The organism is Saccharomonospora marina XMU15 (genome assembly GCF_000244955.1).
Classification (GTDB): domain Bacteria; phylum Actinomycetota; class Actinomycetes; order Mycobacteriales; family Pseudonocardiaceae; genus Saccharomonospora_A; species Saccharomonospora_A marina.
In genome coordinates, this window is the sequence record NZ_CM001439.1 from 3,460,136 (window position 1) to 3,479,780 (window position 19,645).

Annotated in this window: 20 protein-coding genes; 2 read left to right on the forward strand and 18 right to left on the reverse strand. The window is 70.6% G+C overall.

What is annotated here, in order from left to right; genetic code table 11:
- The 14 genes from SACMADRAFT_RS30435 to pyrR all read right to left on the reverse strand — a co-directional run.
- The coding region (locus tag SACMADRAFT_RS30435; protein WP_009154941.1) for a primosomal protein N' family DNA-binding protein at positions 1–483 on the reverse strand (483 nt) is incomplete at its 3' end.
- Positions 484–550: 67 nt separating this feature from the next.
- Complete coding sequence (locus SACMADRAFT_RS16335) at positions 551–1,675, reverse strand: acyltransferase family protein (RefSeq protein ID WP_009154942.1); 1,125 nt, start codon at positions 1,673–1,675, stop codon at positions 551–553.
- 78 nt (positions 1,676–1,753) lie between these two features.
- Complete coding sequence (metK, locus tag SACMADRAFT_RS16340) at positions 1,754–2,971, reverse strand: methionine adenosyltransferase (RefSeq protein ID WP_040925725.1); 1,218 nt, start codon at positions 2,969–2,971, stop codon at positions 1,754–1,756.
- Positions 2,972–3,032: 61 nt separating this feature from the next.
- The gene (gene coaBC, locus SACMADRAFT_RS16345) at positions 3,033–4,271 is read right to left on the reverse strand and encodes a bifunctional phosphopantothenoylcysteine decarboxylase/phosphopantothenate--cysteine ligase CoaBC (protein WP_009154944.1); all 1,239 of its coding nucleotides are present in this window, start codon (positions 4,269–4,271) and stop codon (positions 3,033–3,035) included.
- A gap of 6 nt (positions 4,272–4,277) precedes the next feature.
- Entirely contained in the window at positions 4,278–4,553 is a 276-nt protein-coding gene (gene rpoZ / locus SACMADRAFT_RS16350; RefSeq protein ID WP_009154945.1) for a DNA-directed RNA polymerase subunit omega, read from the reverse strand.
- Positions 4,550–5,149: a guanylate kinase gene (gmk, locus tag SACMADRAFT_RS16355; protein WP_408640357.1), complete on the reverse strand. Its 600-nt coding sequence runs from the start codon at positions 5,147–5,149 to the stop codon at positions 4,550–4,552. The genes rpoZ and gmk overlap by 4 nt, the downstream gene beginning before the upstream one ends.
- A 68-nt stretch (positions 5,150–5,217) precedes the next feature.
- Positions 5,218–5,535: an integration host factor, actinobacterial type gene (gene mihF, locus SACMADRAFT_RS16360; RefSeq protein ID WP_005455668.1), complete on the reverse strand. Its 318-nt coding sequence runs from the start codon at positions 5,533–5,535 to the stop codon at positions 5,218–5,220.
- 321 nt (positions 5,536–5,856) lie between these two features.
- The gene (pyrF, locus tag SACMADRAFT_RS16365; protein ID WP_009154947.1) at positions 5,857–6,690 is read right to left on the reverse strand and encodes an orotidine-5'-phosphate decarboxylase; all 834 of its coding nucleotides are present in this window, start codon (positions 6,688–6,690) and stop codon (positions 5,857–5,859) included.
- 33 nt (positions 6,691–6,723) lie between these two features.
- Complete coding sequence (gene carB / locus SACMADRAFT_RS16370; protein WP_009154948.1) at positions 6,724–10,050, reverse strand: carbamoyl-phosphate synthase large subunit; 3,327 nt, start codon at positions 10,048–10,050, stop codon at positions 6,724–6,726.
- Complete coding sequence (gene carA, locus SACMADRAFT_RS16375; protein ID WP_009154949.1) at positions 10,034–11,194, reverse strand: glutamine-hydrolyzing carbamoyl-phosphate synthase small subunit; 1,161 nt, start codon at positions 11,192–11,194, stop codon at positions 10,034–10,036. The genes carB and carA overlap by 17 nt, the downstream gene beginning before the upstream one ends.
- Complete coding sequence (locus tag SACMADRAFT_RS16380; protein WP_009154950.1) at positions 11,191–11,694, reverse strand: PH-like domain-containing protein; 504 nt, start codon at positions 11,692–11,694, stop codon at positions 11,191–11,193. The genes carA and SACMADRAFT_RS16380 overlap by 4 nt, the downstream gene beginning before the upstream one ends.
- A complete protein-coding gene (locus SACMADRAFT_RS16385; RefSeq protein ID WP_009154951.1) occupies positions 11,694–12,992 on the reverse strand; it encodes a dihydroorotase in 1,299 nt (432 codons plus the stop codon). The genes SACMADRAFT_RS16380 and SACMADRAFT_RS16385 overlap by 1 nt, the downstream gene beginning before the upstream one ends.
- Positions 12,989–13,966 carry an aspartate carbamoyltransferase catalytic subunit gene (locus tag SACMADRAFT_RS16390; RefSeq protein WP_009154952.1) on the reverse strand — a complete coding sequence of 326 codons (978 nt, stop codon included), beginning with the start codon at positions 13,964–13,966 and terminating at the stop codon, positions 12,989–12,991. The genes SACMADRAFT_RS16385 and SACMADRAFT_RS16390 overlap by 4 nt, the downstream gene beginning before the upstream one ends.
- The gene (gene pyrR / locus SACMADRAFT_RS16395; RefSeq protein ID WP_009154953.1) at positions 13,963–14,544 is read right to left on the reverse strand and encodes a bifunctional pyr operon transcriptional regulator/uracil phosphoribosyltransferase PyrR; all 582 of its coding nucleotides are present in this window, start codon (positions 14,542–14,544) and stop codon (positions 13,963–13,965) included. The genes SACMADRAFT_RS16390 and pyrR overlap by 4 nt, the downstream gene beginning before the upstream one ends.
- Before the next feature lie 259 nt (positions 14,545–14,803).
- On the opposite strand from pyrR, the gene bldD reads away from it, so the two are divergent.
- Positions 14,804–15,292, forward strand: coding sequence for a transcriptional regulator BldD (gene bldD, locus SACMADRAFT_RS16400; protein WP_009154954.1), 489 nt, complete (start codon positions 14,804–14,806; stop codon positions 15,290–15,292).
- Between the two features lie 28 nt (positions 15,293–15,320).
- On the opposite strand, the gene nusB is transcribed toward bldD, so the two are convergent.
- The 3 genes from nusB to SACMADRAFT_RS16415 are packed head-to-tail and all read right to left on the reverse strand — an operon-like array spanning position 15,321 to position 17,474.
- Positions 15,321–15,791 carry a transcription antitermination factor NusB gene (nusB, locus tag SACMADRAFT_RS16405; RefSeq protein ID WP_009154955.1) on the reverse strand — a complete coding sequence of 157 codons (471 nt, stop codon included), beginning with the start codon at positions 15,789–15,791 and terminating at the stop codon, positions 15,321–15,323.
- A complete protein-coding gene (gene efp, locus SACMADRAFT_RS16410) occupies positions 15,788–16,345 on the reverse strand; it encodes an elongation factor P (protein ID WP_009154956.1) in 558 nt (185 codons plus the stop codon). The genes nusB and efp overlap by 4 nt, the downstream gene beginning before the upstream one ends.
- 37 nt (positions 16,346–16,382) lie before the next feature.
- A complete protein-coding gene (locus SACMADRAFT_RS16415; RefSeq protein ID WP_009154957.1) occupies positions 16,383–17,474 on the reverse strand; it encodes a M24 family metallopeptidase in 1,092 nt (363 codons plus the stop codon).
- 137 nt (positions 17,475–17,611) lie between these two features.
- Between SACMADRAFT_RS16415 and SACMADRAFT_RS16420 the strand changes: the two genes are divergently transcribed.
- The gene (locus tag SACMADRAFT_RS16420) at positions 17,612–18,034 is read left to right on the forward strand and encodes a hypothetical protein (protein WP_009154958.1); all 423 of its coding nucleotides are present in this window, start codon (positions 17,612–17,614) and stop codon (positions 18,032–18,034) included.
- Here SACMADRAFT_RS16420 and SACMADRAFT_RS16425 read toward each other — a convergent pair.
- Positions 18,004–19,524 carry a glycoside hydrolase family protein gene (locus SACMADRAFT_RS16425; protein WP_009154959.1) on the reverse strand — a complete coding sequence of 507 codons (1,521 nt, stop codon included), beginning with the start codon at positions 19,522–19,524 and terminating at the stop codon, positions 18,004–18,006. The genes SACMADRAFT_RS16420 and SACMADRAFT_RS16425 overlap by 31 nt on opposite strands.
- Positions 19,525–19,645: the final 121 nt, after the last annotated feature.

The window sequence follows — 19,645 nt, forward strand, 5'->3', positions numbered from 1 at the left end:
CTCGGCGGGCCGTGCCGCGGGCTCGGCGGCGGGTTCGGCCTCGGTCCTGGCGTGCCGGGGTGGCACGGCCAGCCGCAGCACGTCGGCGAGCGTGCCGCCGTAGCGCTGCGCGACCGCCCGGCACAGCCGCGCCAACCTCGGCGGCAACACCACCTCGCTGGACACCACGCGCTCGAGGAACGCCAGCCTGCCGGTGTGTTCGGTGGTGGCGGCCCGCTCCAGCAGGAAGCCGTCGACCAGTTGGCCCGCGAACCTGACCCGTACCCGGCAGCCCGGCACGGCGCTGTCGGCGAGTTCGCTGGGCACGTGGTAGTCGAACGCGCGATCCAGGTGCGCCAGCGGCACGTCGACGACCACCCGCGCGATCGGGTTCGACTCCGCGGGTACGCGTTGCCCCTTGCGGCGCGAGGCCGCCCCCGCCCTGTCCCCGGTGGGGCGACGGCGTGGCAGCTCCCACAGCGGTGTCGTTTCCTCGCCGCTCACGCCGTCATCTCTACCAGGCGTGGCCTCGCGGTGGCGCGGGCCCGCGGGGCACCCGCCGACCCGGCCGTCAGGCGCTGACCACTCTGGGCTCGTCGGTGCCTCGCCGCGGGTCGATGCGGCGGGTGAGGAACTTGAACACCGGCTGCTCGACCCACCGGGTGAGTGCCCAGCCGAGGACGATCGCCGACGCGATCATCGCGGGTATCCAACCCCACCACGGCACGCCCAGGTCGGCCAGGTGGCGCGCCACGATCGTGCCGACCACGTAGTGCATCAGGTACACGCCGTAGGAGATGCCCGCCAGCCACCGGATGGGCCGGGCGAACCTGACGAGCCACGCGCCGTCCCACACCGGTTGGTACGCGGCGACGCAGACCAGCACGAGCGCCACCGCGAAGGCCAGCACGGAGTCACCCTCCGGCGGGTGCAGGCCGTGTGCCAGGAGCACGACCCCGAGCATGGCGTACAACTCGGTGAAGCTGATGCGGCCCTTCGACCACCGGTAGATGGCCACGCCCGCGATCAGCAGGTGGGCGCGGCTGATCCCGGTGCCGTCCATGATCACCCTGACCCAGAACGGCGCCACCTCACCCGGCCCCATGAACAGGTACCGCAGAGCCATCGGAACCAGCAGCACCACCCACATCACGGTGGTCGCCGCCCTGCCCCTGATCCGGCCGCCCCACGCCAGCAGCGCGATAGCCGTGAACCCGGCGACCTGCACCGGCACCGTCCAGTGCGCGAGGTCGATGTAGGACACCTCGGGAATGAGCACGTGCACCAGCGCTAGGTTGCCGAGCAGGTCACTGTAGGTGTGCCTGGGCAGGCCCTCGGGGGCGAACAACTGGGTGCTGGCGAAGATGACGAGCACGGCGACCCAGAACGCGGGCAGCAGCCTGGCGAGCCTGCGCAGCCACCAGCGCAGCGAGGTCTGCTTGCCGATCGTCATGGCCGCGAAGTAGCCGGACACGGTGATGAGCACCGAGGCGCCGAACGGGAAGTCCATCCGCAACGGCGCGGGAGGCAGCTCCAGCCCTGGCAGGGTCAGCGGCGCCAGGAACGTCGCGTGGAAGGCGAGTACGGCGAGGATGCTGACGACCCGCACCGCGTCCCAACTGATGTGCCGCACACCTGAAGGTTTCGGTTGCGCCAGACCGCTCTCGGGAGCCGTGAGCTCCTTAGCCTGCACCATGGGTCCGAGAGCTTAAGGCAACCGGGAACCGCCCGGCAGGTCGGGTTCGGCGCGAAGCCGCCGCTGGATCAGCACCCGTCAGGCGCCGACCGCCTTGCGCAGCTCCTCGACCCGGTCGGTGCGCTCCCATGGCAGGTCCAGGTCGCCGCGCCCGAAATGCCCGTAGGCGGCGGTCTGCGCGTAGATCGGCCGCAACAGGTCCAGATCCCTGATGATCGCGGCGGGCCGCAGGTCGAACACCTCGCCGATGGCAGCCTGGATCTTCAGCGGGTCAACCGTCTCGGTGCCGAAGGTCTCCACGAACAGACCCACCGGAGCCGCCTTGCCGATCGCGTAGGCCACCTGGATCTCGGCGCGGTCGGCCAGGCCCGCGGCGACGATGTTCTTGGCCACCCAGCGCATCGCGTACGCCGCCGACCGGTCCACCTTCGACGGGTCCTTACCCGAGAACGCGCCACCACCGTGCCGCGCCATCCCACCGTAGGTGTCCACAATGATCTTACGACCGGTCAGCCCCGCGTCACCCATCGGCCCGCCGACCACGAACCGGCCCGTCGGGTTGACCAGCAGCCGCATCCCGTCGGCGGGCATGTCGAACTCGGCCAGCACCGGCGCCACGACCTGATCGGCGACGTCGACCCCGAGCATCCTGTCGAGGTCGATGCCCTCGGCGTGCTGGCTGGAGATCACCACCGTGTCCAACCGCACCGGCTGCTCACCCGCGTACTCGATGGTCACCTGCGTCTTACCGTCCGGACGCAGATACGGCACCGTCCCGTTCTTACGCACCTCGGTCAACCGCCGCGACAACCGATGCGCCAGCGCGATCGGCAGCGGCATCAACTCCGGCGTGTCCGAACACGCATAACCGAACATCAAACCCTGGTCACCGGCGCCCTGCTTGTCCAGGTCGTCGGCGTCCGCGGATTCACCGCGTTCCCCGACTCGCGTCTCGTAGGCGGTGTCCACACCCTGCGCGATATCGGGCGACTGCGACCCGATCGCCACGTTCACCCCGCAGGAGGCGCCGTCGAACCCCTTCGCCGAGGAGTCGTAACCAATCTCGAGGATGCGCTCACGCACGATCGCCGGGATCTCGACATAAGCCTCCGTGGTCACCTCACCGGCCACCTGCACCTGCCCGGTGGTGATCAGCGTCTCCACGGCGACGCGGCTGCGCGGGTCGGCGGCCAGCATCGCGTCCAGGATGGAGTCGCTGATGGCGTCGCACATCTTGTCCGGGTGACCCTCGGTCACCGACTCCGATGTGAACAGCCTGCGGTTCGACGCGGTCACGACTGTCGTCACTTCCCTCACTGACGCCTGCGAGCCGGCCGACACCGACCCTGCCGCGAGCCTACTGGCGCTGCCCCGGTTGCCGCATCAGCTCTCCCACGGCGTCCCACACCGTGGCCGCCAGTCGCGACTTCGAGCCCAGTGGGATACGCCACTGCAAGCCCTGCTGCGACAGCAGCCAGCCGGTGTTGTCGTCGGTGCCGAACGCCTTGCCCTCGCCGACGGCGTTCACCACCAGCAGGTCGCAGCCCTTGCGCTTGAGCTTGGTGCGGGCATGGTCGAGCACGCTGCCCCGCTCGTCGCCCGTCTCGGCGGCGAAGCCGACCACGATCTGGTCCTTCGGCCTGCTCGCCACCAAGCCCGCGAGGATGTCCGGGTTACGGGTGAGCGGCACCGTCGGCGCCGACATGTCGTCGGTCTTCTTGATCTTGTGCTCGGCCAGGGTCGCGGGCCGGAAATCGGCGACGGCGGCGGCCATCACCACGGCGTCGGCCGCAGGCGCGGCGTCGCGCACAGCGGCCGCGAGCTGCTCCGCGGTGGAGACGGGCACCACCTCCACCCCGGCGGGGTCGGGCAGCTCCGAGGTGTTGGCCCCGACGAGCGTGACGGTGGCGCCGCGCTGCGCTGCGACCCTGGCCAGCGCGTAGCCCTGCTTGCCGGAGGAGCGGTTACCGAGATAGCGCACCGGGTCGAGCGGCTCCCTGGTGCCACCGGCCGACACGACGACGCGGCGGCCCTCAAGGTCGCGCGGCAAGGCGTCGGGTCGCGCCAGCAGCAGCTGAGCGAGGTCGACGATCTCAGCGGGGTCGGCAAGCCTGCCCTTGCCGGTGTCGGCTCCGGTCAACCGGCCGGAACCGGGCTCGGTCACCACGGCGCCGCGACCACGCAGCAGCGCGACGTTGTCCCTGGTGGCGGGGTGTTCCCACATCTCGGTGTGCATGGCAGGGAAGAACACCACCGGGCAGCGAGCCGTCAGCAGCGTGGTGGTGAGCAGGTCGTCGGCCATGCCGTGCGCGGCCCTGGCCAGCAGGTCGGCCGTGGCAGGCACGACGAGTACCAGGTCGGCCTCCTTGCCGACGCGGACGTGCTGAACCTGCGGCACCTCGGTGAACACACCGGTGTGCACGGGATGCCCCGACAGCGCCTCGAAGGTGGCGGCCCCGACGAACCGCAACGCGGACTCGGTGGGTACCACCCGCACGTCGTGGCCGGACTCGGTGAGGCCCCGCAGCACCTCGCAGGCCTTGTAGGCGGCGATCCCGCCTCCGACGCCGAGGACGACCCGGGGTCGAGGGGCCACCTGGTGCTACTCGCCTTCGGTGTGTTCGAGCAGCCCGGCGTGAATCTCGCGCAGCGCGATCGAGAGCGGCTTCTCACGCGGGCCCGGCTCCACGAGCGGGCCGACGTATTCCAACAGGCCCTCGCCGAGCTGGGCGTAGTAGTCGTTGATCTGGCGGGCACGCTTCGCGGCGTAGATCACGAGCGCGTACTTGGAGCTGACCTTCTCGAGCAGGTCGTCGATGGGCGGGTTGGTGATGCCCTCGAGCTGCTCACCCTGCGGGCCCAGCGTAATCGCTGTCACTGACTGTGCTCCGAATCATCGCAAACGGTGGTTTCGCCGGTAATCAAGCTTAGCAACTCCCGTGCGGCCACCCGCACGTCGGCATTGACAACGTGCTCGTCGAACTCCCCGGCGGCCGCCAGTTCCCGCTCCGCCTCGGCCAACCGGGCTCGCACGGCCTCGTCACGCTCGGTGCCGCGGCTGGTGAGCCTGCCGACGAGCTCGGCCCACGAGGGCGGCAGCAGCATCACCAGCCGCGCCTGCGGCATCGCCAGCCGCACCTGGCGCGCGCCCTGCAGCTCGATCTCCAGCACGGCGGGCCTGCCGGAGGCAAGCGCCGCCTCCACGGGCGCCCTCGGGGTCCCGTAGCGGTTTCCCGCGAATTCGGCGTGCTCGAGGAACTCCCCGCGCGCCACCATGGCATCGAAGGTCGAAGGCTCGACGAAGTGGTAGTGCTGCCCCTCGACCTCGCCGGGCCTTGGCGCGCGCGTCGTCACCGAAACGCTGAAGTAGATCTCGGGACACAGCCTGCGCAGCTCCGCCACGACGCTGGACTTGCCGACCCCGGATGGTCCCGACACGACGGTGAGCCGATGCCGGGCAGACTCGCCCGGCATCGGCTCACCGACGCCGTCTCGGCCGCCGTAGGGGCCGGCCACGGTCGAACCGCCGTTTCGCTGCTCGCTCACTCGCCGCTGAACTCGGCGAGCAGCGCCTTGCGCTGCCGGTCGCCGAGGCCGCGCAGCCTGCGACTGGAAGCGATCTCGAGTCGCTCCATGGTCTGCTGCGCACGCACCTTGCCCACGCCCGGCAGGGCCTCCAGCAACGCGGAGACCTTCATCTTGCCGAGGACCTCGTCCTCGTCGGCCTGCTTCAGCACGTCGGCGAGGGTCGTACCGCCGCGCTTGAGCCGTTCCTTGAGCTCCGCGCGGGCGCGACGGGCGGCGGCGGCCTTCTCCAGCGCCGCAGCACGCTGTTCCTCGGTGAGCTGGGGAAGTGCCACGTTTTCCTCCGGTATTACTCAAAATTCTGGGTGGGTGTGGCGACCGTACCCACCCTCGACCTGGACCCACAATGCGGGGGTGGACGCTGACCGCGACTTCGGGACGCCGGTCGACGGCCCTTTTCGCGGTGTTGTCGCGCCACGACTGGACGCCGAGGCACGGCCAGGAACGACCCTACTCACATTCGGTTGCCCGGTGTCAGCCCGCGCGGCGGGAATCGTCGCCCTGTGCGGCGCCAACACCCCCGGTTACGCCACGTCGGATACCCTAGACCAAGATCAAAATCCCGGTCGACCAGGGCATCCATCCGGCCGCAAGCGCTAGCCGAGTAGTTGCGACAGCTGGTCGGTCACGCTCAGTACCGCGGCACGCAGCGCGGCCGGATCGGGGCCGTGCCGAAGCAGCGCCCTCGACGTCGCGGGCAGCACCCTGGGCAGGGCGTCGCCGAAAACCAGCGGCAGATCCCGCACCGTGGCGCCCTGTGCGCCGAAACCCGGAGCCAGAATTGGCCCGTTCAGCCTAGTCAGTTCGACCTGACCCGGTTCGTTGGTGGCCCCGACCACGACGCCGACGTGTCCCATCGGCGCCGTGCCGGCGTTGCGCAGCGCCGCCGCATCGATCACCGACTGTGCCACCGTGCGGCCACCACCGGCGTCGGCACGCTGCACCCGCTCGCCCTCCGGGTTCGAGGTCCGCGCGAGCACGAACACACCCCTGCCGGTGGCCTCCGCCTGCCGCAGGGCGGGTTCGAGCGAATCGAAGCCGAGATAGGGCGACACCGTGATCGCGTCGGCCGCGAGCGGGGAGCCTTCGCCGAGGTAGGCCGACGCGTACGCGGCCATGGTGGAGCCGATGTCGCCGCGTTTGACGTCCAGCAGCACCAGTGCGCCCGCCTCGCCCGCCAGGCCGATGACCCGCTGCAGCACGGCGATCCCGGCGGCCCCGTGTGCCTCGAAGAAGGCCGACTGCGGCTTGAGTACCGCCACGTGCTCCGCGATCGCCTCCGTGGCGGTGAGCGCGAACCGCTCCAGCCCCGACGCGTCCGTGGCCAGCCCCCAGTCCCGCAGCAGCGAGGGGTGTGGATCGACCCCCGCGCACAGTGGACCACGAGTCGATACCGCGTCGGCGAGCCGCTTGCCGAACGCCTCCCGCATCCCTGCCCCTTCCTGCCGTGGCCGTACGGGCCGCTACGTGGCTCGCAACCCGCGCTGCAACTGCTGTATCGACCGGACCCCGAGGTCGCCCCTGAGCAACGCCTCGATGCCGTGCACGGCCGCGGCGGCGCCCTGCACGGTGGTGATACACGGGATGCCGCGCGACACCGCGGCCGTGCGGATCTCGTAGCCGTCGACACGCGGGCCGCTGTTGCCGTACGGAGTGTTGATCACCATGTCCACCCCGCCGTCGCGGATCACCTCGACGACGTTCGGTTCCTGCTCGGTGCTGCCCTCGTAGTGCTTGCGCACCACCGAGCAGCGGATACCGTTGCGGCGAAGCACCTCCGCGGTACCCGAGGTGGCGAGTACCTCGAAACCGAGGTCGGCCAGCCGTTTGACGGGGAAGACCAGCGAGCGCTTGTCCCGGTTGGCGACGGAGACGAACACCCTGCCGCCGGTGGGCAGGCTGCCGTAGGCGCCCGCCTGCGACTTCGCGAACGCCTCCCCGAAGGAGGTGTCCACGCCCATCACCTCGCCGGTGGACTTCATCTCCGGACCCAGCAGCGAGTCCACCCCGTGCCCCTCCGGGGTACGGAAGCGGTGGAACGGCAGTACCGCCTCCTTCACCGCCACCGGCGCGTCCACCGGCAGGTGCCCGCCGTCCCCGCTCGCGGGCAGCACGCCGCGGTCGCGCAACGACGCGATCGAGGAGCCGGTCATGATCAGCGAGGCGGCCTTGGCCAGTGGCACGGCCGTCGCCTTCGAGACGAACGGCACCGTGCGCGAGGCCCTCGGATTGGCCTCGAGCACGTACAGCACGTCGTCCTTGAGCGCGTACTGCACGTTCAGCAACCCCCGTACGCCGATCCCGCGGGCGATCGCCTCCGTCGAGCGGCGCACGGTGTCCAGATCGGTGCGGCCGAGCGTGATGGGCGGCAGCGCGCACGCCGAGTCGCCGGAGTGGATCCCCGCCTCCTCGATGTGTTCCATGACGCCGCCCAGGTACAGCTCCTCGCCGTCGAACAGCGCGTCAACGTCGATCTCGATGGCGTCGTCGAGGAAGTTGTCCACCAGCACCGGGTGCTGCGGTGTCACCTCGGTCGCGCGCTGGATGTAGCCCTCCAGCGCCGCCTCGTCGTAGACGATCTCCATGCCGCGGCCGCCCAGCACGTAGGAGGGCCGCACCAGCACCGGGTAGCCGATCTCGTCGGCAACCCGCTTGGCGCCCTCGAACGAGGTCGCCATGCCGTACTTCGGCGCGGGCAGCCCCGCGGCGGCCAGCACCTCGCCGAACGCACCCCGTTCCTCGGCGAGATGGATCGCCTCCGGAGGCGTGCCCACCACCGGTACCCCGGCGTCGGCAAGCCGCTGCGCCAGGCCCAGCGGGGTCTGCCCGCCGAGTTGCACGATCACGCCGGCCACCTCACCCGACGCCTGCTCGGCGTGCACCACCTCCAGCACGTCCTCGAACGTCAGCGGCTCGAAGTAGAGCCGGTCGGAGGTGTCGTAGTCGGTGGAGACCGTCTCGGGGTTGCAGTTGACCATCACGGCCTCGAAACCCGCCTCGCGAAGCGCCAGCGCGGCGTGCACGCACGAGTAGTCGAACTCGATGCCCTGACCGATCCGGTTGGGGCCGGAACCGAGGATGAGCACCTTCGGCTTGTCGGGCTGCGGCGCCACCTCCGACTCCGCCGCCGGATCGGATTCGTATGCCGAGTAGTGGTACGGGGTCCTCGCGGCGAACTCCGCGGCACAGGTGTCCACGGTCTTGAACACCGGCCGCACGCCCAGCCGGTGGCGCAGCGCCCGCACACCGTCCTCGCCCGCGAGTTCGGGACGCAGCGCGGCGATCTGGGCGTCGGAAAGCCCGGTGCGCTTCGCTCGCCGCAGCAGTGGCTCGTCCAGCACGGGCGCGTCCCGCAACTGCCTGCCCAGCTCCCCGATCAGCGCGATCTGGTCGATGAACCACGGGTCGATGCCGCTGGCCTCGTGCACCTGCGCCACGCTCGCGCCGAGCCGCAGCGCCCGCTCGACGGCGTAGATCCGGCCGTCGTGCGGCACCCGCAACTGCGCCAGCGTGGACTCCATCGTCGCGCCCTCGGGATCCGGCCTGGTCCAGAACCCGACGGCCTTGGTCTCCAGCGAGCGCATCGCCTTGCCCAGCGCCTCGGGGAAGCTGCGGCCCAGCGACATCGCCTCGCCGACGCTCTTCATGGTGGTGGTCAGCTCGGGGTCGGCGCCGGGGAACTTCTCGAACGCGAACCTCGGCATCTTCACGACCACGTAGTCCAGCGTCGGCTCGAACGACGCGGGTGTCTCGCCGGTGATGTCGTTGCTGATCTCGTCGAGCGTGTACCCGATCGCCAGCCGCGCGGCGATCTTGGCGATCGGGAACCCGGTGGCCTTCGACGCCAGCGCGGAGGACCGCGACACCCTCGGGTTCATCTCGATGACGACCATCCGCCCGTCGCGCGGGTTGATCGCGAACTGGATGTTGCAGCCGCCGGTGTCCACACCGACCTCGCGCAGCACCGCGATGCCCACGTCGCGCATGTGCTGGTACTCGCGGTCGGTCAACGTCATGGCGGGTGCCACGGTCACCGAGTCGCCGGTGTGCACGCCCATCGCGTCGACGTTCTCGATGGAACACACGACCACCACGTTGTCGTGCCGGTCGCGCATCAGCTCGAGTTCGTACTCCTTCCAGCCGAGCACGCTCTCCTCGATGAGCACCTCGGTGACCGGGCTCTCCTCCAGCCCGAACGAGGCCATCCGCTCCAGCTCGTCCTCGGTGTGCGCCATCCCGGAGCCCAGCCCGCCCATCGTGAACGACGGCCGGATCACCACGGGCAGGCCCACCTCGGCGACGGTCTTGCGTACCTCCTCCATGGAGTGGCACACGGCACTGCGCGGCACGTCGCCGCCGACGGCGCGCACGATGTCCTTGAACTTCTGCCGATCCTCACCGCGCTGGATGGCGTCGACGTCGGCGCCGATCAACTCGACGCCGTACTTCTCCAGCACGCCGCGCTCGTGCAGGGCCACCGCGCAGTTGAGCGCCGTCTGCCCACCAAGGGTGGCCAGCAGCGAGTCGATCGGCCTGCCCAGTTCCTTCTCGGTGGCGATGACCTTCTCCACGAACTCCGGGGTCACCGGCTCGATGTAGGTGGAGTCGGCGAACTCGGGGTCCGTCATGATCGTCGCGGGGTTGGAGTTGACGAGACTGACCCGCAGCCCCTCGGCGCGCAGCACCCGGCAGGCCTGGGTACCGGAGTAGTCGAACTCGGCCGCCTGGCCGATGACGATCGGGCCGGAACCGATCACGAGGACGTGCTCGATGTCAGCGCGTTTGGGCATCGGTGTACTTCTCCATCAGAGTCACGAACTCGTCGAACAACGAAGCCGCGTCGTGCGGTCCCGCGGCGGCCTCGGGGTGGTACTGCACCGAGAAGGCGGGCACGTCCTCGCAGCGCAACCCCTCGACGGTGCCGTCGTTGGCGCAGTAGTGGCTGACTTTCGCGGTGCCGAACGGTGAGCTGAACCGCTGCCCGGGCTCGCCCTCGAGCGCGAAGCCGTGGTTCTGCGCGGTGATCGCCACCCGCCCGGTCTCGGCGTCCAGCACCGGGACGTTGATGCCCCGGTGCCCGAACCGCATCTTGTACGTCTTCAGCCCCAGCGCGCGGCCCAGTATCTGGTTGCCGAAGCAGATCCCGAACAGCGGAATCCGCCGAGTGAGCATCTGCCTGGTCAGCTCGATCGCGTGTTCCTGGGTCTGCGGGTCACCCGGCCCGTTGGAGAGGAAAAAGCCGTCGGGTTCGATGCTCAGCACATCCTCGACCGTGCTGCTCAGTGGCAGGACGTGCAACTCGATGCCACGCCGTGCCATCTCCCTCGGGGTGTTGGACTTGATGCCGAGATCCAGCGCCGCGACGCGGAACCGCCGCTGCCCCTGTGCGGGCACCACGTAGGACCGTGCCGTGGTGACCTCGCCCGCGAGGTCGGCGCCCTTCATCGGCGGGCAGGCCAGCACCTGCGCGAGCAGGTCGTCGTCGGTGCCCAGCGCGTCACCGGAGAAGATCCCGGCACGCATCGCGCCGTGTTCACGGATGTGCCTGGTCAACGTCCTGGTGTCGACCTCGCTGATGCCGACGACACCCGCGTCGGCCAGCGCGTCGTCCAGCGACCGGGTGGACCGCCAGTTCGACGGCACCCGCGCCGGATCGCGCACCACGTAGCCCGCCACCCAGATCCGGGCCGACTCGTCGTCCTCGTCGTTCCAGCCGGTGTTACCGATCTGCGGCGCCGTCTGCACCACGAGCTGCCGGTGGTAGGAAGGGTCGGTCAGCGTCTCCTGGTACCCGGTCATTCCGGTGCAGAACACCACCTCGCCGAGCGTGCGTCCGCGCGCGCCGTAGGCCGCTCCGCGAAAGACGCGGCCGTCCTCCAACACCAGCACGGCCGGTTCCCACGCTGTGCCGTTCGCGCCGTTCGCGCCGTTCATGCCCGCGCACCTCCCTCGACCTGTTCGCTCCAACTCCGGTACTCGGCGAGGTCGTCACCGCGGAAGCCGGTGTCGAGCTCCACGTCCCGATCCCCGTTCCGCAGCCGCCAGGTGAACACCAGCAGGCTCTGGGTGCCCATCACCTTTCCCGCCATGCCCCTGGCGGTGTGCACGTTCACAATCGACTCCCTCGGGATCCAGAACCCGGGCGCGCCCGCCCTGTCGACCTCGACACCGTCGCGGTACAGCCGGAACACGGCCGGGCCGCGCAGACCCGCTCCCCTGGTCACGATGCGCTGTTGCCAGCGGCCCGCGAACGTCGTCGCCACGTACAGCCCGCTGGACTCCAGCAGTGGCTCGCCCAGCCCCTCCGGCACGGCGGGCAACGGCGGCACTCGCACGCTCTGCTCGCGCGCCTGCCTGCGCCAGCCCCGCCACATGCCGTAAAGGCTCAGCGCGAACAGGGCGACGAACAGCAGCGTCAGCAGCAGCCTCTCCATCACACAATCTTCCCTTCGAGGGAGGTCAACCGGCCGCGCAGCAGCGTGGCGCTCACCACGGCAGGCAACCGCATGCCCTCGTACGGCGTGTTGGCCGCGATGCTGGCCAGCTCGCCGCCACGCACGGTCCATTCGGCGTCGGGGTCCACCAGCACCAGGTTCGCGGGCTCGCCCTGCGCCAGCGGCCTGCCGTGGTCGGGCAATCCGGCGATCTCGGCGGGCCGTTCGCTCATCACCCTGGCGACCCCACGCCAGTCGAGCAGACCCGGCCGCACCATGGTTTCCACCACGATCGACAGCGCCGTCTGCAACCCGAGCATCCCCGGCCGCGCGGCAGCCCACTCGCTGTCCTTGTCCTGCGGCGCGTGCGGGGCGTGGTCGGTGGCCACGCAGTCGAGTACGCCGTCGGCCAGTGCCCGCCGCAGCGTAAGCACGTCCCGCTCGGCCCGCAGCGGCGGGTTGACCTTGTTGACCGGGTCGTAGGTCGCCAGCCGCTCGTCGGTGAGCAGCAGGTGGTGCGGGGTGACCTCGGCGGAGACCTCGACACCGAGTTCCTTGGCCCAGCTCAGCACATCGACCGTGCCCGACGTGGATACGTGGCACACGTGCAGCCGCGCGCCCGCGTGCCTGGCGAGCACGCAGTCCCGCGCGACGATCGCCTCCTCCGCGGAGGCTGGCCAGCCCGCGTAGCCCAGCCGGGAGGCGCGCTCACCCTCGTGGGCCTGCGCACCGACGGTGAGCCGTGGCTCCTCGGCGTGCTGCGCAACGACCACGTCCAGCGCGGTGGAGTACTCCAGCGCCCTGCGCATCAGCAGCGGATCGGACACGCAGTGGCCGTCGTCGGAGAACATCCGCACCCCGGCGGCGGACTTGGCCATCGTGCCCAGTTCGGCCAGCCGTTCCCCGGCGAGACCGACGGTGACGGCCCCGACCGGGTGCACATCGACGAGGCCGACCTCACGGCCGCGCCGCCACACGTGCTCCACCACGACCGCGTTGTCCGCCACCGGGTCGGTGTTGGCCATGGCGAACACAGCGGTGTAGCCACCGAGCGCCGCCGCGGCCGAACCGGTCTCGACCGTCTCGGTGTCCTCCCTGCCAGGCTCGCGCAGGTGGGTGTGCAGGTCGACGAGGCCGGGCAGCAGCACCTGCCGCTGCGCGCGCACGACTCGCGCCGACTCCGGCGCCGCGGTGGCACCCACCGCCGCGATCTCGGCGATGTGGCCGTCGGCGACCAGCACGTCGACCGGATCACCCGCTCCGTACAGCCGCGCACCGGTGATCAGGATCTCGCTCACGCCTCGCCTCCATGGGCTCGCTGGGCGGTGGCCGCGTCGGCGGCGTCCGCCGTGTTGTCTCCGGCGAGCAGGTGGTAGAGCACCGCCATCCGCACGTGGACCCCGTTGCGCACCTGCTCGGTGATCGCGGCGCTCGCCGCGTCGGCGACCGACGAGGCGATCTCCATGCCACGCAGCATCGGCCCGGGGTGCAGCACCACGGCGTGCTCGGGCAGCAGCCGCTGCCGTGCCTGGCTGAGGCCGTAGGAGATCGAGTACTCGCGTGCCGAGGGGAAGAAGCCGCCGTGCATCCGCTCGGCCTGCACGCGCAGCATCATCACCGCGTCCACGGCGGGCAACTCGGCGTCCAACTGGTGCGACACGGTGACCGGCCACTCGCCCACCCCCACCGGCAGCAGCGTCGGCGGGGCGACGAGCACCACCTCGGCGCCGAGCGTGGTCAGCAGGTGAACGTTGGAGCGCGCGACCCGGCTGTGCAGCACGTCGCCGACGATCGCCACCCGCCTTCCGGTGAGCCCGCCGAGCCGCTCGCGCAGCGTGGCGGCGTCCAGCAGGGCCTGCGTGGGGTGCTCGTGGGTGCCGTCCCCTGCGTTCACCACCGAGGTGCCGTTGTCCTCCAGCCAGCAGGCAAGCCGGTGCGCGGCCCCGGAGGCCGGGTGCCGCACGACGACGCAGTCCGCCCCCGCCGCGGCGAGGGTCAGTGCGGTGTCGCGCAGCGACTCGCCCTTGCCGACCGAGGAACTGCTCGCCGAGACGTTCACCACGTCGGCGCTCATCCACTTGCCCGCGATCTCGAAGGAGACCCGGGTACGCGTGGAGTTCTCGTAGAACAGCGTCACCACCGTGCGACCGCGCAGCGTCGGCAGCTTGCGGACCTCCCTGCCCAGCAGGGTGCGCTTGAGTTCGTCGGCGGTGTCCAGCACGGCGGTGGCCGTGTCGACGTCGAGCCCTTCGGTGCCGAGCAGGTGCCTCATGCCCGCACCCCCAGCAACACGGCGTCGCGCCCGTCGGTCTCGGTGAGCAGCACCGAGACCGCCTCCGAGCGGGAGGTCGGCACGTTCTTGCCGACGTAGTCGGCGCGGATCGGCAGTTCCCGGTGGCCCCTGTCGACCAGAACCGCCAACTGCACGGCCGTCGGCCTGCCGTGATCACGCAGCGCGTCCAGTGCCGCACGGATGGTGCGTCCGGAGAACAGCACGTCGTCCACCAGCACCACGACGCGGTCCTGGATGCCGCCGCCGGGCAGTTGCGACTCCTGCAGCGGCCGGGTGGGCCTGCGGCGCAGGTCGTCGCGGTACAGCGTGACGTCCAGCGCGCCAACCGGCACCTCTACGCCGGAGAACTCGCTGATACGGTCCGCGAGCCGCGCGGCCAGTGGCGCGCCTCGGGTGGGGATTCCCAGCAGCACGGGCGGGGGTGTGCTCTCCGCACCGAGCGCTGTCTTCTCGATGATCTGATGCGCCATTCGGGCGATGGTGCGCGCGACGTCGCCGGCCGAAAGCAGTTCACGTTCGGCCGCGGGCTCCGTCGCGCCACGTGGGCGTGGCGCCACGTTGGGACCTCCTTCCCCGCCTCACCGGACGGGTCCTTAAAGGATGTCGATAACCCTGGATACGCGGGGTATCAAAGAGACAGTAACAGGTCGAGCTTCTCGCCCTTCCGGGTGGTGTCGGCAGCCGCGTAACTCCAGCCAGCGACGATCTGCTTGACCTGGTGACGACAAAGAGTAACCATTACTGTGAGTATTCGACTCAGGAGTTCCCTGTCGGTCATCCGGGCCGGATCGGGGCGAGGAAACGGAGAACCACCACATGGGCGATTACGCCAAGGCGCTCGGGGCCAAGCTCCGCGGAATCCGCCAGCAACAGGGTCTGTCCCTGCACGGAGTCGAGCAGAAATCCGGCGGTCGATGGAAGGCCGTCGTCGTGGGCTCGTACGAGCGGGGTGACCGCGCGGTGACCGTACAGAAACTTGCCGAGCTCGCCGACTTCTACGGTGTCCCGGTGGTCGAGCTGCTACCGGAAGGCCGAGTGCCCTCCGGTGCCGAGCCCGCGACCAAGATTGTGATCAATCTCGAGCGGCTGCAGCAACTACCCGCGGAGAAGGTGGGCCCGCTCGCCCGCTACGCGGCGACCATCCAGAGTCAGCGCGGTGACTACAACGGCAAGGTGCTCTCGATCCGCACCGAGGACCTGCGCTCACTCGCGATCATCTACGACATGACCCCCGGCGAGCTGACCGAACAGCTCATCGAGTGGGGGGTGCTTCCGCCGGAGGCCCGCCCTTCGAAGGAGGACTGACCGCCGCGCGCGGTCCTCGCCGACGACGTCAGAGGACCGCGCGCAGGCGGTCCGCGATGGTGCCTATCCTGCCGAGTACGCCGTTGACGAACCGGGGCGAGTCCTCGGTCGAGAGTTCCTTGGCCAGGCCCACCGCTTCGTCGATGGCGACGGGATCGGGCACATCGGCCGCCCACAGCAGCTCGTAGAGCCCGATGCGCAGCACCGCGAGGTCGACCACCGGCATGCGGCTCAGCGACCAGCCCTGCGCGTGCTCGGCGAGCAACTCGTCGATGCGCTCCAGGTTGGCCGTCACACCCTCGACCAGCGAGATCGTGTAGTCCGGGATCGGGTCCACATCCTTGGCGCCCATCCGGTCGCCCAGCAGCGTCACCGGGTCGACCGACCGCAGCGCCCCCTCGTAGAGCAGTTCGACGGCACGCCTGCGAGCGGCGCGACGGCCGGTGGGCGCGCCGCGCCGGGACGAGCCTGGAGTGCTCACCGCGCCGGTGCCGCTCACGCTCGGCCGAGGTAGCGGCCGTCGCGGGTGTCGACCTTGACCTTCTCACCGCTGCTGACGAACAGCGGAACCTGGATCTCGGCACCGGTCTCCAGCCGCGCGGGCTTGGTGCCGCCGGTGGAGCGGTCGCCCTGCAGCCCGGGGTCGGTGTGTTCGATCACGAGTTCCACCGTTGTCGGCAGCTCCACGTACAGCGGCGTGCCCTCGTGCATCGCCACCTGCACCTCGGTGTTCTCCAGCAGGTAGTTGGCACCGTCGCCGACGGTCTCGGCGGGCAGGTTGATCTGGTCGTAGGTCTCGCCGTCCATGAACACGTAGTCGGTGCCGTCGTTGTACAGGTACGTCATCTGACGCCGGTCCACGGTGGCCGTGTCGACCTTCGTGCCCGCGTTGAACGTCTTGTCCACCACCTTGCCGGACAGCACGTGCTTGAGGGTGGTGCGCACGAACGCTCCCCCCTTGCCCGGCTTGACGTGCTGGAAGTTCACGACGGACCACAGCTGGCCGTCCAGGTTCAGGACCATGCCGTTCTTCAGGTCGTTGGTGGTGGCCACGAGTGTGAGTTCTCCTGTGTTTCGGCTGGGCCGCGCACTAGACGGCCACGAGTTCCTTGGTGCTCAGGGTGAGGATCTCGGGAGTCGCCTCCCGCACGACGAGCGTGTCCTCGATGCGCACGCCACCGCGCCCCGCCAGGTAGACGCCGGGCTCGACGGTGACCGTCATACCGGCGGCCAGTGTACCTTCGCCGGTCGCGGCGAGACTCGGTGCCTCGTGGATGCGCAGGCCCACCCCGTGCCCGAGGCCGTGCGGGAACTCGGCGCCGTGCCCGGCGTCGCGGATGTGGTCGCGCGCAACGGCGTCCACCGCGGCCACGTCCGCGCCCGGCAACGCGGCGGCGATGGCCCTGCGCTGCGCCTCACCGACCAGGTCGTGCAGGTCACGCTGCCAACCGGCTGGCTCGCCGAGCACGACAGTGCGGGTCATGTCGCAGCGGTATCCACCCACCACCGCACCGAAATCCAGCTTGACGAGGTCGCCACGGGTCAGCACGGCATCGGTGGGGCGGTGGTGCGGGACCGCCGAGTTGGCGCCCGCCGCGACGATGGATGCGAACGCGGGCCCCTCGGCGCCCTGCCGCACCATCCCCGCCTCCAGGTCGGCGGCCACCTCGCGCTCGGTACGACCCGGCCGCACCGCATCGCTCCGCAGCAGTTCGGCCAGCGCGCCGTCGGCGGCGGCGCACGCGGAACGGATGGCCACGATCTCGGTGGCGTCCTTGACGGCGCGCAGCCGCTCCACCAGACCCGGCGCGCGCAGCAGGCATACCTCGTCGGTCAGCGCCACCAGGTCGGCGTGTTCATCCACCGTCACGTGGTGGCTTTCGAACCCGGTTCGGCGGTGCCCGGCAGCGGCGGCACGGCGCAGCAGCGCCTGCGCGCACGGCCTGTCGATGACACGTTCCAGATCGGCCACCTCGGCCGCGGCCTGCGTGGTGTAGCGGCCGTCGGTGCACAACACCGTGCCGTCCTCGCCCGACGACGGTACGAGCAAGGCCGCGTTGGAACCGGTGAACCCGCTGAGGTAGCGCACGTTGACGACGTCGGTGACGAGCAGTGCGTCGAGATCGGCTTCGCGCAACAGGTCACGCAGCGCCGCTCGCCGAGTCGCGTGGAGGTCGGGCACCCGGCCAGTCTAGGAGCAGTCGAGGTCCGGTCGTGTGCGGCGCCTCGCGGCGGACGAGACGAGTGGCGGGCGGGACGATTCGCGGTCAAGGGCGTTAGAGTTGCCCGATGCCGTCCTGGGTTACTCGCGGAGTCGTCATGGCGGTGCTGCACGCCGCCGGGACCGTCGCGCTCGCCAAGATCGCCGTGTTCCAGCCCACCGAGGTCACCTTCGTCACGATCGTGACGTTGGCGCTGCTGGTCGGCGCGGCGGCGCTGTGGAGTGCCATCGACGCGTGGCTCGGGATCGACAGAGCCCCCCGCACCTGGTTCATCGCCGCGCTGGTCGCCGGACCGGTTTCCGGGGTGCTCGCCGTCATCGGCAGGGCGGTTTTCGTCGATCAGACCGGTGTGAACGCCCTCGGCGCCGCCCTCACCGGCGGCGCGGCCTTCACCGCCCTGCTGGTGCTCGCTCCGGCCGGGCTCGGCCTGCTCGTCGGCGCCCGCCTCGGCGGCTCACGCTCCGCCGAAGCCGACGACGAAAGCGCGGTTCAGGAACCCAGGGTCGGCCCTGCCGGGTAGGCCTGCCATTCCTGCCGGCTGATCGGTTCGGCGGTGGAGCCGTTGCGCGCGAGGATCTCCTCGGCCTCGGGTGTGGCCAGCGGCCACAGCCTGCCGTCGAGCAGGAAGCCCGTGCCCATGCCCGGCGCGCGCACCGCGCGGGCCCCCGCCGCCAGTCGCACCGCGTCGCCGGCCTGATCGAGCGCGGGAACGCGTTCGTCGAGCACTTCCCTGGCCAGCCCGGTCGCCACCGAGCGGCGGTCCACCCGCAGTACCTCACCCCCGATCACCAGGTCCATGGTGCGCAGCGGTGAAGGCATCGCCAGCCCGTCGAGCACGGCAAGTGTGCGCTGCGCCCCGGCGCAGCCGTCGACGTCGCGCAGGTCGAGCCCGAAGTGCCGCAGGCCGGTCGGCGCCCCCGCCTTGCCGATGACGGTGGCATGCAGCACGTCGATCGGAACCCTGCCGCACGGGTCGGTCGTGGCGACGGGAGCGTGCCCGTCGCCTTGCCGCACCAACCCCGGTCCTTCCTCCCACTCGCTGGGTATCAGCACCGGGCGGTACGGGCTGACCGAGAACCGGCGGTCCCAGAAGGTGATCGTGGTGCCCCGGTCGGTCTGGTGGGCGATGGCGAACGCGTCCAGCGCGTCCACCCACATCAGATCCGCGCTGAACGCGTCGACGAGCGAGTTCGTCCTCGGCGCCGAGGTGTCTGCCACCGGGTGGAACCCGTCGGGGCCCAGCGCCTGCACCCCGGCGGCGAACGTGGGGTCCTTGGCCCGCAACAGGAACTGACCGGCACCGTTCCAGCCCGCGGCGCGCGCCGTGGTGTCGGTGAACATCAGGTAGAACCAGCCGTCCAGGTATACGGCGGCGGGCTGCCCCGCCCCGTAGGTGTTGTCGCGGCGGGTGTCGCCCGCGGGACGCACGATCGGTTCACCGGTCGGCCGGGTCCAATGCAGCCCGTCGCTGCTAATCGCCAGCCCGATCGCGTTGCCGAGCGCGTGGTCGCCCGCCGCACCGGTGTAATACATGTAGTAGGTGCCGTCGACCCGCAGCACGGAGGGGTCGCAGGTGTGCACACCGTCGAACCGGCCACGGGAGCCCGACAGCACCGCGGGCGGCTGCGCGCCGCCGGGCCCGGCGAACGGTCCGTCCGGTGAGGTTGCCTCGGCGTACAGGATGTCGTCGCCCGCGGGCTTGGCGCTACCGTACTGGCTGCACCACCACATCCGGGTGCGTTCACCGTCCACCATCACCGTGGGGCCGTAGTTGTAGACCGAGTCGGCACCGCCGCGGGCAACCACCCCCTTGCTGGCCCGCTCGGAGCCGGACAGCAGGGTGCGCTGCTCCACAGTGGAGGAGGTCCGTTCCCGGCCACCGCCGATCGCGGGCTCACTGCCCTCCGCCTGCGGGCGCGCGCTGGTGGCCGTGCAGGCGCCGAGTACCACGGTGGCGGCCATGGCGAGCGCCGTGGCCGTGAGCGGCCCCCGACCGCGGCGAGTGCGCATGGTGACGCCCGGACCTCCAACCATCCCCCGGAGCCGGGAACACACGCCCGGCCGACGACCCGCTCAGTTTACGTGGCCGCTCACCCGGACAGGTGTATGCCTGAGGTCTTGTCCCGGCGGA